Genomic DNA, 17,015 nt, shown 5'->3' with positions numbered 1-17,015 from the left:
ACGCAAATGCGCCAGTTTTATTTTTGAACCGAGCTGCTGAAGACCAGCCCGATGGAGCTTGTATGAGCAAAGCCAAGAACACCCCTGCAGTCGCTCCCCATTTCGCTTTGGGCCTGCGCCGGCCATCCATCCGGTCCATGGCCCTGGAACAGCGTTTCATGTTCGATGGGGCTGCGGTGGCCGATGCGAGTGCGAACCTGCTCGATGCCTACCATGGAGACGGCCGTACCGACGCTTCGCCAGCAGCAAGCAGTGCGCTGTTCACGGTCAAGGACACAGCCGCCCCAGCCGCGCTGGCACAGGCCCAACAAGCGGCATCGCGACTGATCACGGATTTCCTGCATCAGCCCGGTGCGCGCGAACAGGTGTATCGAGTGCTGAGCGGCGGCAACACGGCGCAGGAGCCTTCGCCGCAATGGCTTGCTGCCTGGGACAGGCTGCTCGCTGAAGTCGAGTCAGGTCAGGCCCCGCTGCGCATCGAGGTGATCGGCGCGCAACAGATGCACAAGGCCTTGGGTGCCTTTGCCGAACGTGGCATCGATGGCGAGCGGGTGGTCTTCATCAATGCCGATTGGCTGGCAGCGGGTGCCAACGAGAAGGCCATCGAATGGGTGCTGGTCGAGGAATTCGGCCATGCCATGGATGCCCGCTTGAACGCTGGCATCGATACGCCGGGCGACGAGGGTCATGCCTTTGCCGCCATGCTTGCCAACGGTCAAGCCGGCGGCCCAGCCGATGGTGGCGATGACCGCGCTCGCTTCGTGATTGCCGGCCAGGCCATCGACGTCGAGACGGCGGCGCCGTACGCCATCGCGCAGATTCACTATGTGCCCATGGCCGAGGCCGATGTTCAGACTTCGCTCAAGGCCATCAGCACGGCGGTGACGGGCAATATCCAGACCGTGATTGCCATTACCGCCACCAGTAACGGTACGGTGGTGGTCTATGACCATTGGGAAGATGGCTTCGAGGCCGACATCAAGAATCCCTTGCAGGCCAGCACCAAGGTATGGACCTACAACAATGGCTGGTTTGTTGACACCGACGGCGATGGCTCTCGGAACGGCGCAGAGCCTGCAGTCAGCGGCACCGGCATCACCGTCAGCGGCCGCAGCATCATCCTGACCAATGCGGTCAACCCGGCCAGCCCCAGCACCATCGATTTTGACGGCCGCGACAAGATCGGATCGACCAAAGCCATTTCAGTCACCCGAGCCGGTTGGTCCCTCACCCCGGGCACGGTTTTGGCCGGTGCAGTCAACGTGATCGATTCCGGAAACGCTGGCAAGACCTACACCCTGCCCGTAGGGCAAAACGTCCAGACGGTTGCGACGGGCACCGACAAGCTGTTCGAGTACACCTCCGCGCACATCATCGCCACCCAGAACAACACCACCGTCACCGTGGACAAAGATGGCAATGGCACGGTCGACCTGACCATCACCCTCAACGAGGGCCAGAGTTATCTGGTCAGTGGCGGGCTCAATGCGGGCGCAAAGATCACTGCGGACAAGGGCGTCGGCGTTTACCTGATCGCTGGCGATGTGGGCTCCACCTATGAAAACCGTTGGTTTGCCCTCACCCCCGATGAGCAGTGGGCGAGCAGCTATTACGCCCCCGTGGGCACCACTTTGGCTGCCAATCCGGCCTACGTGTTGATCTACAACCCCAACGGCGCCAACATCAGGTATGAAACGGCCACTGGCACCGGCACCATCACACCCTCGGGTTCCAGCGGTACCACCTGGGCATCCAACAGCAGCACCAAGACCTCGTACTTTCTGATGCCAGCGTCAGCGGCGCGTTTCTACACCACCGACAAAGACGCCAGCGGGAACCTCAAGAGTTTCTTTGCGGTGAGTGTCATCGACGCGGATGCCACGGCCAACCAGACCCATGACTGGTCCTACTCCCTGGTGCCCGAAACCTACCTGAGCGACAAGTTTGTGGTGGGCTGGGGCCCGGGCGCCGACAACGTCACACGCGCCTTCGCCAGCACCGACCTCAATGCCAGCCCGGTGTGGGTCACGCCGACCGCAGACACGGTGCTCTATGTCGACAGTGCGACGGTGACGATGAAGGATTCGGCGGGCAACACCATCGCTAAGACGCAGGACGGCAGCACCGGCACCTACAAGTACACGGTCAAGCGCTTGGAGTCCTACCGCCTGTTTGACGCTGACAAAGACCAAACTGGTCTAACGGTGTACACCAAGGACGGCACCCTGATCACTGCCGCCTGGGGTGAAGACCCATCGATCGCCGGGGCCGGCGCCCCCTACTTGGACATGGGTACGACCATCACGCCCTTTCCGGACTACGTCCTGGGCAAATCGTCGGCCGAAACCTCTACCTCGGTGGAGGCTGGAGCCAGCGACAACGACACGATCATTGAACTGGGCGAACAGGTCACCTACACGGTGACCTTGACCAACCGGGCTGTGATCGATCTCTATGACATCGTGCTCAAGGACACCGTCACGCCGGCCGACAGCGCCGAATACGTGGCCAACAGCACGTTGGTGACGGTCTACTCGCCCGAGGGCAAACGGGCCTGGACGATTGCCGGGACTACTCAGACTTTCTATGCCGCCGATGGGGTAACCGTCACCAGTACTGTCACCAACAGCGGCCTGGCCGGCACGGCCTTCCCCTTGGCTGGGGCGGGTTACCGCCTCGCCGATCTGGACCCTAGCACTCCCAACGTGGCCGACGGACTCAAGCGCGGCGGCATGGTGGAGGTCAGCTACCGGGTCAAGGTCCGGAGCACCATCAACAAGGCGCTGTCCGACAGTGACTCCACCATCACCAACAGCGTGACCATGGTTGGTACGGGCGTTCAGAAGGACAAAGTCAACGAGACCCAAGTCGCCGTGACGGTGACCGATGGCGAAGTGTTCTTCATGGACTCGGGCTTCACCAAATCCATGGCCAGCTACATTGGCGGTACCGACAACATCGGACTGCGTGTGGCCGACGGCGACCAGAACAAAAACAGCGCTGTGGCTGAGACCCTGACGGTCAAGGTGACCAACACCACCACCGGTGAGATTGAACAAGTCGTTCTGACGGAGACTGGCGTCAACACTGGCATCTTCCAGAACACCCTGGTCAGTTCCGCCAGCGGCTCGGACTCGGCAAACAACAGTGGCAAACTGGTCCTGACCACGAGCAACAACATCAAGGCGGAATACACAGACCCCACCTCCGGCCAGGACGGCGGGGCCACCGGCATCGACAATCCGGTCAATTGGGGCATCACTGCCGCGACCTACACCAGCGGGAGCAATTCCAATCTGAAGCTGGCCAATGGCGTCTCCCTACCGCCACCTGCTGCGACCGACGGCGAGGTCGGGTTTTTCAACGCCGCCTACACCAACGCTTTCATCAACTTCACTGAAGGCGACACGCTGTACATCCAGGTCACCGACGACGACCAAAACACCAGCGGGCTCACGGTACAGACCCTGTCCGTGACGGTGACCAACAACAGCACTGGCGAGGTGGAGACGGTCAGCCTGACCGAGACCGGCGCCAACACTGGCATCTTCCGCGGCAGCCTGATCACATCGACGGCAGCAGCGGCGGCCGCTAGCCAGAACGGGACCCTGAGCATGAGCCTGGGAGACAGCGTTCTGGTCGATTACACCGACCCAGTGACAGGCTCGACCTTCGACAACCCCAGCAAGCCCGGCATCACATCGCCCTACACAACGGGCGACGCCAATCGTGACAGTTTCACGGTGGTCAAGTCCAAGACGCTCTATCTCTCCGGTACCGGTGACCTGGACAGGATAGACCCCCTCGCCTCCGCCGATGGCAGCCTGAGCCAGACGGCTGCGGTCACACCGGGCTCTAGCATAAGCCGGACCATTTCCGACTCCTTCACCGCCCAAAGCTACTCTGGGGGCACAGGCTGGGCCACCGGATCGAACTGGACAGAGGCAAACGACGACAGCGACGCCACCAATGGCGATATTGAAGTGGCAAGCTCTGCCGCCAATGGATCTGGAAACGGCTTGGTCTTTGCAGGCAGCGGAAGCAATAACCTCACCCGGCTAAGCCGCAGCTTCGCTGCACTGACCGCGACCGGAACCCTCAGTTTTGATTACAAGCTCAACGGATTAGATGCCAACGACGCTGGTCTGACCGTGGAGTACACCAGCAACGGGAGCACCTGGACCCAGCTGGGGACCATCAAGCGTCAGGGCTCGACGAGCGGCTCAGACACCTTCACCGCCTATCCGAACAACTCAAACCTGGGTGTCGTTGGGGTCACCGATGCAAATCTGCCTGTGGGGGCAACTGGCATTCGTTTTAGCTTTGGGGCGAGTCGATCAAGCGACCAGATTTTCATTGACAACATCGTCATCAGCAGCGGTTCCGTCTCCGTGGTGGCTCCCGCCACCTTCACCCAAGCCATTCCCATGGCGACGGCCATCGGCCTGCCTGCTGGCGGCATGGTGGGCGTCACCACCCACATCAGCGCAGCCTCCGGCCTGACGTCGGGCAGCAGCTACGCGGACATCACCGCCGCATTGGTCTACACCCCCTCGGGAGGCGGTGCGGACGTGACGGTTGCGTCCCTCGGCTCGGCCAGCTACACGCAGTCCTCTGCCGGCGTTGGCACCTTGAGCTGGGGCGGAGAAGTGGGCGCCAGCGGCGTGACCATTCCCAAAGGCGCCACGACGAAACTGGTCATCACCAACAACCTGGCGAGCTCGAGCTTCAAGATTGATTACGACAGCAGCGGCAAGCCCTCGAAAATCGATCTGCCGGTAAGCAATGTGATCGGCATCGTCGATGTGGATGGCGTGGACACGAACAGCGATGGCGACACCGACGACGCGGGCGAAGGTGGCGGTACGGTCACCGGCGTGCAGGAAATCGGATTTTTTGACAAGTCTTTTTCCGCCGGCGGTGGCAACCAGATCACGGCGGGCACCATCGATGCGGGCGGCACGGTGTTCATCCGGGTCAAGGTCAAGGATCCCTTCGGGGCCTACGACATCAGCGACCTCAAGCTCAGCATCGATGGCCCAGACACCCTGGGCGATATCGGCGTGGTCGCGCCCGTCTCGGCAACGGTCGTGGGCAGCCCCGCCAATGGGGACACTTACAAAATCTTTGAGTACGCTTGGACGACTGCCAACAACACGGGTGAGTACGCTGTCACTGTCACGGCGCTCGAGGGATTGGAGGGCACCATATCCGATGCGGCTGCGGGTACCTTTACCGTCACGGCCAAGGATCTGGGCACGCCCGCCATCACCGAGTTCATCTCCGGTCTGAGGGGAAGTGTCTCCGGCGCCACCTACGCGCAGGGGGCCAATGCCTTTGTGCGGGTGACCGATCTGGACGAAGCCAGCGCCACGGCCTCCAAAACCATCACCGCCACGGTCAATGGCACGGCCTTCACGCTGACCCAGACCGGCGCCAACACCGGCATCTTCGAGGCCGCGCTCAGTGGTGCTGGGTTTACCAACTTGGCGCAAGGAACCGTTCTCAGCGCCTCCTACGTTGACCCGGACGACAGCACTGACAGCGGCGGTGACAGCATCAGCGTGCCCGTACCGGCCAATACCGCCCCGACGGCCACGGCCAATGCGAGAACCATCAGCGAGAACCAGACGGCCTCTGGGGCCAACCTGATCACCAGTAATGAAGGTAGCGGAGACGACACCGATGCCGACGCTACGGACTTGCCCAACCTCAGGGTGGCTGCAATCAACGGGTCGGGAATTGCACAAACTTCCGCGACCACGACCACGACGGTCAGGCTGGCCTCGGGTGCACAACTGACTGTGGCACCCGACGGCTCCTACACCTATGACCCGAGCGGTGCTTTCGACTACCTCAATGCCGGCGAATCGTCCACCGACACCTTCACCTACACCTTGTCAGACGGCCGAGGAGGCACCTCGACCGCCACCGTCACACTCACCATCAACGGCGTGAGCCCACCGCCCGCCTTGTCGATCGACGATGTGACGGTTGACGAGGCCGCTGGTGTGATGAATTTCACCGTGACCAAGAGCGGCTGGGCCAACCAGACAGTGACGGTGAGCTACAACACGGTGGCGTCCAGCGCAACGGCAGGGGCGGACTACACCGCCAGCTCAGACTCGCTCACGCTGGGGGTCAATGAAATCAGCAAGACCATCTCGGTCCCGATCATCAACGATGGGATTTACGAGGGGTCTGAAACCTTCAGCCTGATTCTGACCAGCCCGGTCAATGCGACCATCAACCGGGCAACCGGCATCGGCACGATCTTGGACGATGGGCAGCTTGGGGGAGACGACGACCAGCCTACGTTGGCCGTCACGGGCATGAATGTGGAGGAGGGATCTAGAGCCACCTTTACGGTCAACCTGTCCAATGCTCTTGCCGCAGCAACCACCATCAACCTGGCGTTGAACAACGTCTCGACTGCTGGCGCAGACTACAACAGCGCGTCCTACCAATGGAGCCAGGACAGCGGCGCGACCTGGGCGACTGTAGCGGGCAATCAGGTGACCTTGAGCGCGGGCAAAACGTCGTTCCTGGTGCGTGTGGCAACCACCAACGACGCCACCTATGAGGGACCGGAGTCATTCAACCTCACTGCCAGCTTTGCATCTGCCCCCCTGCTTTACGCCGACCGAAGCTCTGGCGCCCAGCGGGTAGGCGCATCGGCCAACGCCGACACCACCATTTACGACGACGGCAGCATCGACGGGGATGACGGGTCTGACGCGGACACCACCACCGTCAAGGACGACGATCGCCCCAGCTTTGCGGTCAGCGATGTCACGGTCAATGAAGCCGCAGGTACTCTGACCTTTACCGTGACCAAGACCGGTAGCACCACGCAAAACGCAACCGTGGCCTATACCTTCAGCGATGGCTCCGCCAAGGCTGGAGCGGCCAATGACTTTACTGGCGCGGCAGGCACACTGACTTTTTTGCCCAGCGACAGCAGCAAGAGCGTTCAGGTCACGATCAACAACGACAGCGTGTTCGAGGGAAGCGAAAGCTTCACCATCAATCTTTCGAATGTCGCCGCCGCCACCATCAGCGATGCCCAGGGGTCGGGCACCATTAAGGACGATGGAACGGGCGGGGATGACGATGGTGACAATTCGGACAACGCCAGCGACAGCGCCAAAAACGACGACCGAACCATCAGCATCACAGCCGCAGCGCCTGTCAACGAAGGCTCCACCTATGCGATGTTCACGGTCACGGCGGCCAACGGCTACGAGCTTGACCTTGCCATCCAGGCGGCCAGTTCTGGCACTGCTGCTGCCTTCGCGGGCTTCACGAGCATTCAGTGGTCGACCGATGGCACAAGCTGGACCGCCTACACCAGTGGTAAGCCCACGGTGCCGGCCAGCGGCAAGGTCTACGTGCGCGTAGACATCAGCTCGGAAAGTGATTTGAATTTCGAAGGGACAGAGACGTTTGCGGTCAAGGCAGCCTACACCAGCAACATCGCTAATAGCGCTGCAGGCGAGACCAGCATCGTTGACGACGGCTCGGGTACGAAGTACGGGCCCGACATGCCTGGCGGCACGCCGGCCGAGAGCACCACCGGCCTCGACGATGACCTCGGCGTGTCGGTCACCGCCTATGGTCCGGTCAACGAGGCCTCGACCTACGCAATGTTCACGGTCAACGCCATCGCTGGCTATGCGCTGGACCTGTCGCTGCAAGGCACGGCCGCTGCAGGCGATGCAGAAGCGAACTTTGCGGGGTTCATGCCGATCGAGTTTTCTACCGACGGCACCCACTGGACGGTCTACAGCAGCACCAGTAAGCCGACGGTGCCAGTTGGTGGCCGGGTCTATGTGCGGGTGACTATCACCAGCGAAGCCGATGCGCTGCTGGAGGGGGCCGAGGGCTTTGGCCTGAAGGCGGCCTACACCATCTACAGCGCCAAGAGCGCTGCGGGCGAGACCAGCATCGTTGACGACGGCTCGGGCAAGAAGTACGGGCCCGACATGCCTAGCGGCACGCCGGCCGAGAGCACCACCGGCCTCGATGACGACACGTCCATACCGCTGCCCCCGTCCCCGCCCACGCCCACGCCCCCGCCCCCGCCAGCGCCGCCCGAGTTACCTGCAACACCCGCGGCGCCGGTCGCACCCGAGCCGGTTCGTCCACCGACCCAGGGTTTCAATTCCACCTTGCAGCCCCTTGAAGCCAAGCGGGTCGAACCAGCTGCTCCGCCCGCGCCTCCTGCGATAGGCGAGTTGCTGACCAGCTCCAGAGGCTTCCCCGTTGTGGTGGACGCCACCCGGCCTGCGGGACTTCAGGTCTTTAAGGGCGTGACCGACCAATTTGTAGAAGGTACATCCACCGCCAAGGTGTCCATGCCCTACGACGCCTTCGTGCATTCCAAAGCCGATGCGGTGATTCAATTGACTGCCTCTCTGGCCGACGGCACCCCCTTGCCGCCGTGGGTGCAGTTTGATCAACGCTCAGGCAGCTTTGAGGTCGACCCGGCAGCCAGCGGTGGCTTCAAGGGCAAGATCGATCTCAAGGTCACAGCACGCGACGGTGAAGACCGGGAAGCGACCGTCTTGTTCCGCATGTTCGTGGGCGAGCAGCCCCCGGCCGAAAAACCGGCAGACAAGCCCCAAAGCCGCAACAGTCTGAGCGAGAAATTGCGCTTGGCCGCCAAGCGTTCCACGCTGGGCTTGCCTTTGGACCTGCTAACGCCCATCGACCTGACCCCGCCGGATCAGGCGACGCCGGATCTAATGCAAACGGTCAAGGTCAGCCTAGCCGAGTCAGCCACGGCCCATTGATGATGTGCGATGAATGAGTCTATCGGGGGTATAGAACCTCAGCGGGTCTTGCTTGAACTGGCGCACCGCGCCCGCCGGACTCGTACCCAGTCTGAGTTGGGTTTCATGCTGGCCAACGACAGCCGGCAGTTGGTGCCATACAGGCAGGCGGCCCTGTTTCTGAGTGGGCAACGGCTGCCTGTCCTGTCGGGCGTGGTGCAGGCCGAGGCCAACGCACCCTATGTGCTGTGGTTGCGCAAGGTCCTCGAACATGCACGCAGGAACTTCAAGCCGGGGCAGGTTTTCGCCGCTGCTCAGCTCAGCCCGGAACTGGCCGCCCAATGGGCGCAGTGGTGGCCGGCACATGGACTGTGGGTCCCCCTGGGAGACGGTAGCGATCTGCTCGTGGCCGATGACCTGGCGTGGACGCAGCCGCAGGCCGCCTTGCTGGGCCACTGGTGTGAAACCTGGACACACGCCCACCAAGCGCTGGGCAAGTCACGCTGGCTTGGCGCGCTCCTTTCTAGAAACGGCGACGGGGCGAGGCGCCGCATTCCGTGGGTATGGCCGGTCTTGATGATTGCGCTGGCACTCGCTATGGCCTACCCGGTGCAAATGACGGTGCTGGCGCCAGGTGAGCTGGTGCCGGCACGGCCAACGGTTGTAAGAGCGCCCATGGAAGGGGTGGTTGACGCGTTTCACGTCCAGCCCAATCAGCTGGTTCGCAAGGGTCAGCCCCTGTTTGGCTTTGACGAAGCCTTGATCCAGAGCCGGCTTGAAGTAGCCCGCCAAGGCCTGGTGACCGCGCAGACGGACTACAGACAAACCTCGCAGCAGGCCCTGGCCGATCCGCGGGCACGCAATCAGCTTGGCCTGCTCAGTGGAAAGATCGAGGAAAAGCGGGCCGAAGTCCAGTACCTGTCCGACCAGCTGCGCCGGGGTCGGGTGCTGGCACCGCAGGACGGAGTGGTTCTGATGGATGACCCTTCCGAATGGATAGGTCGGCCTGTGACTGTCGGTGAGCGTATTTTGCGCATTGCGACAGAAGGCGATGCCGAGGTAGAGGTATGGCTGCCGCTGGCCGATGCAAGTTCACTGCAGCCCGGCGATCCTATCCAGCTGTTCCTCAATGCCAGTCCCTTGGAACCACTGCAAGCCAAGCTGCGCTACATGGCTCATGAGGCGGTCGAGAGGCCTGAGGGATACCAGGCTTTCAGGCTGCGCGCCGCCTTGGAGCGGCCTACCGAGCACAGGGTGGGCTTGAAGGGGACCGCCAAGCTGTTTGGAGAGAAGGTGCCGCTGATCTACTGGGTCTTGCGCAGGCCGCTGACCACGGTCAGGCTCTATCTGGGCTGGTAATAGATGGCACTGCCTGCTCTGCGCGAGGAAATTGACCTGATGCCGGGGCCTGCCCTGGCCGACGGCCAGCCCAGCTGGACGCTGCACGACCCCGCCCGGAATCTGTTCTTCCGAATCGACTGGCCCACCTTCGAGGTGATGCAGCGCTGGTGGATGGATGAGCCTCAGGCGATTGCGGCAGACATCAGCCAACACACCACCTTGCAGATGTCCGAGCCCGATGTGCTGGGGGTGGTGGAATTTCTCCAACGTCACCAAATTCTGAAGCCTGATGCGGCACAAGGCTCGAGCCGCATGGCTCAGCGGGCCGAGGCCATGCAGGCCAGCTGGTACAAGTGGCTGCTGCATCACTACCTGTTTTTCAGGGTCCCGCTGATACGCCCGGACGCCTGGCTGGGTCGTTGGGCGGGAGTGGTGTCCATCTTCTACACCAGCAGCTTTGCTTGGCTCACCCTGCTGGCCCTGGGCTGGGGTTTGTCCAACGTGATGCGCCAGTGGGATGCCTTTGCCGCGCAAATGGTTGACCTGTTCAGCTGGTCGGGTCTGCTGGCCTACGGCGTGGCACTGTTTGCGGTCAAGCTGTTGCATGAGTTGGGCCATGCCTTCACCGCCAAGCGCTTTGGATGCCGGGTCCCCACCATGGGGGTGGCATTTTTGGTGATGTGGCCCATGGCCTATACCGACACCAACGAGACCTGGCGCTTGACCGATCGGCGTCAGAGGCTGAAAGTGGCCAGCGCCGGTATCGTGACCGAGCTGGTGATTGCCGCCTGGGCGACGCTGGCCTGGTCTGTCTTGCCCGAGGGCAATTTGCGCGCGGCATTTTTTGTGCTGGCCACCACCAGCTGGATCGCCACGCTGGCGATCAATGCCAGCCCATTCATGCGTTTCGACGGCTACTTTATCCTGTCCGATGCCCTGGACATGCCCAACCTCCATGAGCGCAGCTTCGCGCTGGCCCGGTGGAAGCTGCGCGAGTGGCTGTTCCATCTGAAGGAGGATCCGCCCGAATTCTTTTCTGCTGGCATCCAAAGGGCGATGGTGGCGTTTGCATGGCTGACCTGGATCTACCGTCTGGTGGTGTTCATCGGCATTGCAGTTCTCGTCTACCACTTCTTCTTCAAGGCGCTGGGCATTTTTCTTTTTCTCGTCGAGATCGCCTGGTTCATCGCATGGCCCATCCGCAATGAGCTCAAGGCCTGGTGGGTGCGGCGACATGCGATTGCCCGCAGCCTGCGCACAGCACTGAGTCTGCTTGCCCTGGCGGCAATGTTTGTGGCCCTGATGGTGGTGCCATGGCCGGGACGGATCGAGGCCTCTGCCATGCTCAAGCCTGCGGAATCCTGGCCGATTTTTGCGCCATCCGGTGCGATGGTGATGGAGCTGGGCTACAAGGAGGGCGACCGGGTGGAACAGGGAGCCACCGTTGTCAGGCTTTATGCACCGGATCTGGCGGTCCGCAAAGCAGCGCTGCAGGTCAGGCTGGAGGCCCAGAGGTGGCAGTCGGTCAATTCAGGCTTTGACCCAGAGTGGCGCAAGCGCATGCTGGTCAATCGGGACTCGGTCGAAACCTTACGCAGCGAGTTGGCGGGCGTGCAGACAGAAATACTGCAATTCGCACCACTCGCGCCGTATGCGGGCCACCTGCGCGACATCCATCCCGATCTGCATCAAGGCCAATGGCTGGCAGGCAAGGAAAAGCTCGCAACCCTGGTGCGCGAAGGAACGCCCTGGTTGGTGGAGACTTGGCTTGACGAGGAATCCATCGCCAGAATTTCCGTCGGTGACCGAGCCGTGTTCATACAAGACAGCGGCGCCGCCCCCCTGCTTGAGCTGAAGGTCAGCTCCATCGACAAAGATGCTAGCCGTCAGCTGCCTCGACGTGAACTGGCCAGCGTTTCGGGGGGCCATGTGCTGACTCGGGCCGAGGGCGACAAGCTGATTCCTGAGCGTTCCATCTATCGGGTGGCATTCAGTGTGGCTGAACTCCCGCAACGGCTGAGCCAGTCGCAGTTTCGAGGCAAGGTGCTGGTCGAGGCCAGGCCGGAGCCGGCCTTGTGGCGCCACTTTCGTCACGCCGCGTCAGTACTGGTGCGTGAAACGGGCTTTTGAAGATGCTGTCGGATCGGCGCCAAGGCCTGCTGCCTGCGCACAAGTTCTGAAACTAAGCGCCAGATTCATCGGGTACCGTCTTCACCGCTTGAGTGACGCAAGGGCTGAGCAAGCTGCGGGGAGCCCGACCATGGCCCTTCAAGCCGAGCGGGCCACCGGCTAGCGAGAGCATGCCGATTTGCCAGGCACCATGAAGACCCCTGCGCCTCTGAATCAGCCCAAGGAGCCCGAGCATGCAAGTCTGCCCCACACACGCCAGGCCGCACTGGACCGTCTGGCGGCCGTGCTCAAGCAGGCCGAGTTGGGGATGCCGGTGGCGGTGGCGCGGGGGCCAACCCTCGCCCTACATCGCCAGCAGTGCCGCCTCGATCGCGGCGGCCGTTGCCTCGGGCTTTTCCATCGGGAACAGGTGACTGCCTTCCAGCAGCGTGATCCGCCCCTGGGTGACCCTGTCGGTCAGGGCCATGCCCACCATTTGACGCTCACGTGAATGCGAGCCGCCGATGAAGGCCGCCGGGCATTGGAGCGGGTGGCGGGCCAGCAGCCGCTCGATGTGGTGGGGCAGGGTGTTGTAGATGGCGGTCTCCACCTCGCGGGAGAAGGCCAGCACCCGCTGGCCGTGATCGGCGCGGGTGCCGTGCCTGACGTAGTCGTGCAGCACCTGCTTATCCCAGCGGGAGAAGGCCTTCTTGTGCTGCAGGTGCGCCAGCGCATCCTCCAGGCTGTCCCAGCGGTCCCGGCGCTTTCGGCTGACCGCGCCAGGGCCTAACTCGCCAATCAGGGCGGTGCGTTTGGCTGCGCCCAAGGCGGTGGCCTTCCAGCCGCCGATCAGGGGGGAGTCGAGCATCAGAACGCCACGTGCCATCTCGGGGTGGCGGGCAGCGCACATGGTGCTGAGGAAACCGCCCAGCGAGTGCCCGATCAGCCAGGCCGGCTCGCCGGCCTTGACGCCCTCGGCCTCGGCAAATTCGTATAACTCGTCGACCAAATGCGGCCAGTTGGGCGTGACCGGAAAGCGCGGGTTATGGCCGAACTTCTCGATCGCCCGGACAGTGAAGCCGCGCTTTTCCAGCGCTGCGAACATCACCCGGTAGGTCGAGGCGGGGAAGCTGTTGGCGTGGGAGAAAACGATCAGGCTCATGGGGAGATCCCTGGCGTATCCGAGGACGTACCCGAGGACGTACCCGAGAACGTGCCCCGGCTCGCCAAGGGAGGCGCCCAGGGCGCCAGGCTACGCCTGCCTGAGCTGGCGCTTGGCCTCAAATCAGCTTTTCCTCGGCCCGGGTGATCTTGCGTAGCGGCACTACCGACGACTGCGCGACCCGCAGCGGCGTGGCGGTCTTCTCGTCGCCCCAGGCGGGTGGCGGCAGGCTGTCGAAGGCCTCGCGCAGTTTCTGGCCCCAGCTCTCATGGAGCATGCGGTAGTAGGGGTTGGCCATGTCGATGCACACCACGCGGTCGGTGGCGAGGCGATCGGCCTCGTACACCACCAGGTCCAGCGGGGCCCCCACCGAGAGATTGGACTTCATCGTCGAGTCCATGGACACCAAGGCGCACTTGGCAGCCTCGTCCAGCGAGGTGTCGGGAGTGAGCACCCGGTCAAGAACCGGCTTGCCGTATTTGGATTCGCCGATCTGGAAGTACGGCGTTTCAGCGGTGGCCTCGATGAAGTTACCGGCTGAGTACACATTGAACAGGCGCATGCCCTCGCCGTGGATCTGGCCACCGAAGATCATGGAAATATTGAACTCCACGCCGGCCTGGCGCAGCGACTCGCCGTCGCGGTCGTAAACGCGTCGCACTGCCTGGCCCAGTACCCGAGCGGCGTCGAACATGCTGCGTGCGTTCCAGATGGTGAGGGGCTCACCGTCGGCGTCGGTGAGCTGCTCGGTCTGCAGGACCTCGCGCACCGATTGCGAGATGGACAGGTTGCCCGCGGTGAGCATCACCATGAAGCGGTCACCCGGCCGCTCGTAGACGATCATCTTGCGGAAGGTGCTGATGTGGTCTACGCCCGCATTGGTGCGGGAATCAGACAGGAACACGAGTCCGGCCTTGAGCTTGACGCCGACGCAGTAGGTCATGGTTGCTTGTCCAGCTTGTTCTTCAATTGGTACAGGGCGTCGAGCGCCTCCCTGGGGCTGAGCGCATCGGGGTCGATTGCTCTTAGAAGAGCCTCGACCGCGCTCGGGGCCGCCTCCGGGGCTTCGGGGGGCGGCGCGAACAAGTCTACCTGCTCGCGCGACTCCGTCTGTTGCGTCTCCAGCTTGGCCAGCGCGTGGCGCGCGTGGTGGACCACCGCCGTTGGCATGCCGGCCAGGCGCGCGACCTGAATGCCGTAGCTGCGGCTGGCGGGGCCCGGTTGCAGCTCATGCAGGAAGACGATGTCCTGTCCTGACTCTGCTGCGCTCACATGCCAGTTCACCGCCGCATGGTGCTGGGCCGGGAACTCGGTCAGCTCGAAGTAGTGGGTGGCGAAGAGGCAGAAGGCCTGTGTCTTATCGTGCAGGTGGGCCGCGATACCGCTGGCCAGAGCCAGGCCGTCGAAGGTGCTAGTGCCGCGGCCGATCTCGTCCATGAGCACCAGGCTGCGTGGCGTGGCCGCGTGCAGGATCTGGGCTGCCTCGGTCATTTCCAACATGAAGGTCGATTGGGCATTGGCCAGGTCGTCGGCGGCGCCGATGCGGGTGTGAATCGCGTCCATCGGCCCCAGCCGGCAGGCGCTGGCGGGCACATAGGCACCCATCGCCGCCAGCAGGCTGATGATGGCCACTTGGCGCATATAGGTCGACTTGCCGCCCATGTTGGGGCCGGTGATTACCTGCATGCGCTGCTTGGGGCCCAGCTGCGTGTCGTTGGCGATGAAGCTGCCCATGCCGGTCTCGGCCAAGCGGGCTTCAACCACCGGGTGGCGGCCCTGGCGGATTTCGATACCCGGCTCGCGGGTGAATTGCGGGCGGCACCACTGCAGGGTGAGCGAGCGCTCGGCCAGGGCGCACAGGGCGTCCAGTGAGGCTAGCGCCCGTGCCAGCGCGCCCAGCGCAGCCACCTCCGGCTGCATGGCGTCCAGCAGCTGCTCGTACAACCACTTCTCCCGCGCCAGGGCGCGCTCTTGTGCGGACAGGGCCTTGTCTTCGAAGGCCTTGAGCTCGGGGGTGATGAAGCGCTCGGCATTTTTGAGGGTCTGGCGGCGGCGGTAGTCGTCGGGCACCTTGTCGAGCTGACCTTGCGTGACCTCGATGAAGAAGCCGTGCACCTTGTTGAACTGCACCCGCAGGTTGGCGATGCCGGTGCGCGCGCGCTCACGGGCCTCCATCTCCAGCAAGAAGCCGTCGGCGTTGTCCTGGATGGCGCGCAGCTCGTCGAGATCGGCGTCATGGCCGTTGGCGATGACGCCGCCGTCACGCACCATCGCAGCGGGCTCCTCCCGCAAGGTCGCGGCCAAACGGGGCGCGCAGGCTGCGGGTGGCACGAGGTCTTGCGCGAGCGTGGCGAGCAGGCCAGGCCGGCCGGCCAGCGCTGGCGCCAGGGCGGCGGCTTTTTCCAGCGACTGCTGCAGGCCGACGAGCTCGCGAGGACGCACCTGGCGCAGGGCGATGCGGGCGGTGATTCGCTCGACGTCGCTGATGCCCGCTAGGTGAGCGCGCAGGGCCTGCCAGGGTCCCTCGCGCAGGGCTTCGATGGCGTCATGGCGGGCGCTCGCCTGGCTGCGATCGCGGCGCGGCGACAGCAGCCAGGACTTGAGCATGCGGCTGCCCATGCCGGTGCAACAGGTGTCCAGCAATGAAAAGAGTGTGGGCGAATCCTCGCCGCGCAGGGTCTGCACCAGCTCGAGGTTGCGGCGGGTGGCCACCGGCAGGTCAATCAGCTCGTCGTCACGTTGCACCTGCAGGCTGCGCACATGGGTGAGGGCCCGGCCTTGGGTGTGCTCGGCATAGGCCAGCAGGGCCGAGGCCGCGGCATGGGCCTCGGGCAGTCCGTCGGCGCCCCAGGCCTGCAGGCTGGCCGACTGCAATTGCTCTTGCAGCTTGCGCTGGCCCAGCCCGGCGTCGAACTGGAAGGCCGGGCGTACGGTGAGCGAGGAACCGGCAGCGGTTGCGCCCGCCGCGCGCAGCGCCTTGAGCCGCGCCTCGAAGGTGGGCGTGGCGTCGGCACCGTAAAGGATTTCGCTGGGGGCGACCCGTGCCACCCAGGCCTCGAGCGCCTCGCCGTCGGCCTCGGCCAGGTGCAGCGCGCCCTGGGTGACCGACATCCAGGCCAGACCCAGACGGTGCTTGGCGCCGGGGTAGATGGCCAGCAGCACCGCCTCGGTCTTGTCGGCGAGCAAGCTGCTGTCGGTGAGCGTGCCGGGGGTGACGACCCGCACCACCTTACGCTCCACCGGGCCCTTGCCTGCGCCCACCTCGCCCACCTGTTCGCAAATGGCCACCGATTCGCCCAGGCGGATCAGGCGGGCCAGGTAGGTGTCGACCGCATGGAAGGGGACACCGGCCATGGTGACCGGCTGCCCGGCCGACTGGCCGCGGCGGGTGAGGGTGATGTCGATCAGTCGGGCGGCCTTTTCGGCGTCGCCCCAGAACAGCTCGTAGAAGTCCCCCATCCGGTAGAACACCAGCGTCTCGGGGTACTCGCCCTTGATGGCCAGGTACTGCGCCATCATGGGCGTATGACCCTGGGCGAGGAGCTCGCTGGCGGTGGGGGCGGGGGAGGTGGGGGGCATGAGGAACTGTGCGGCGGAAAGGGCCGGTCAACCCGCAATGCTAATGGGCT

The 17,015-nt window shown here is 63.6% G+C and carries 6 protein-coding genes; 3 read left to right on the top strand and 3 right to left on the bottom strand.

What is annotated here, in order from left to right; translation table 11 throughout:
* Window positions 1–62 precede the first annotated feature (62 nt).
* The 3 genes from QE494_RS14240 (at window position 63) to QE494_RS14230 (ending at window position 12,245) form a co-directional block, all read left to right on the top strand.
* Complete coding sequence (locus tag QE494_RS14240; RefSeq protein WP_300044248.1) at window positions 63–8,795, top strand: Calx-beta domain-containing protein; 8,733 nt, start codon at window positions 63–65, stop codon at window positions 8,793–8,795.
* 105 nt (window positions 8,796–8,900) lie between these two features.
* On the top strand, window positions 8,901–10,133 hold the full coding sequence (locus QE494_RS14235; protein ID WP_300044247.1) for an efflux RND transporter periplasmic adaptor subunit: 1,233 nt from the start codon (window positions 8,901–8,903) through the stop codon (window positions 10,131–10,133).
* Between the two features lie 3 nt (window positions 10,134–10,136).
* A complete protein-coding gene (locus QE494_RS14230) occupies window positions 10,137–12,245 on the top strand; it encodes an HlyD family efflux transporter periplasmic adaptor subunit (protein WP_300044246.1) in 2,109 nt (702 codons plus the stop codon).
* 343 nt (window positions 12,246–12,588) lie between these two features.
* On the opposite strand, the gene QE494_RS14225 is transcribed toward QE494_RS14230, so the two are convergent.
* From QE494_RS14225 to mutS, 3 genes are all read right to left on the bottom strand, one after another.
* Window positions 12,589–13,386 (bottom strand): alpha/beta hydrolase, encoded by a 798-nt coding sequence (locus tag QE494_RS14225; RefSeq protein WP_300044245.1) that lies wholly within the window; start codon window positions 13,384–13,386, stop codon window positions 12,589–12,591.
* Window positions 13,387–13,504: 118 nt separating this feature from the next.
* Window positions 13,505–14,329, bottom strand: coding sequence for a proteasome-type protease (locus QE494_RS14220; protein WP_300044244.1), 825 nt, complete (start codon window positions 14,327–14,329; stop codon window positions 13,505–13,507).
* Complete coding sequence (mutS, locus tag QE494_RS14215) at window positions 14,326–16,965, bottom strand: DNA mismatch repair protein MutS (RefSeq protein ID WP_300044243.1); 2,640 nt, start codon at window positions 16,963–16,965, stop codon at window positions 14,326–14,328. The genes QE494_RS14220 and mutS overlap by 4 nt, the downstream gene beginning before the upstream one ends.
* Window positions 16,966–17,015 lie beyond the last annotated feature (50 nt).

It is taken from the genome of Ramlibacter sp., assembly GCF_029866045.1.
Classification (GTDB): domain Bacteria; phylum Pseudomonadota; class Gammaproteobacteria; order Burkholderiales; family Burkholderiaceae_C; genus Ramlibacter.
Note: the sequence above shows the minus strand (reverse complement) of the source record. Positions and strands in the feature narration are given on the sequence as shown.

Coding starts and splice junctions, on each gene's coding strand:
- QE494_RS14225 (WP_300044245.1), bottom strand. CDS start 13,386: ATGAGCCTGATCGTTTTCTCCCACGCCAACAGCTTCCCCGCCTCGACC.
- QE494_RS14235 (WP_300044247.1), top strand. CDS start 8,901: ATGCTGGCCAACGACAGCCGGCAGTTGGTGCCATACAGGCAGGCGGCC.
- QE494_RS14240 (WP_300044248.1), top strand. CDS start 63: ATGAGCAAAGCCAAGAACACCCCTGCAGTCGCTCCCCATTTCGCTTTG.
- mutS (WP_300044243.1), bottom strand. CDS start 16,965: ATGCCCCCCACCTCCCCCGCCCCCACCGCCAGCGAGCTCCTCGCCCAG.
- QE494_RS14220 (WP_300044244.1), bottom strand. CDS start 14,329: ATGACCTACTGCGTCGGCGTCAAGCTCAAGGCCGGACTCGTGTTCCTG.
- QE494_RS14230 (WP_300044246.1), top strand. CDS start 10,137: ATGGCACTGCCTGCTCTGCGCGAGGAAATTGACCTGATGCCGGGGCCT.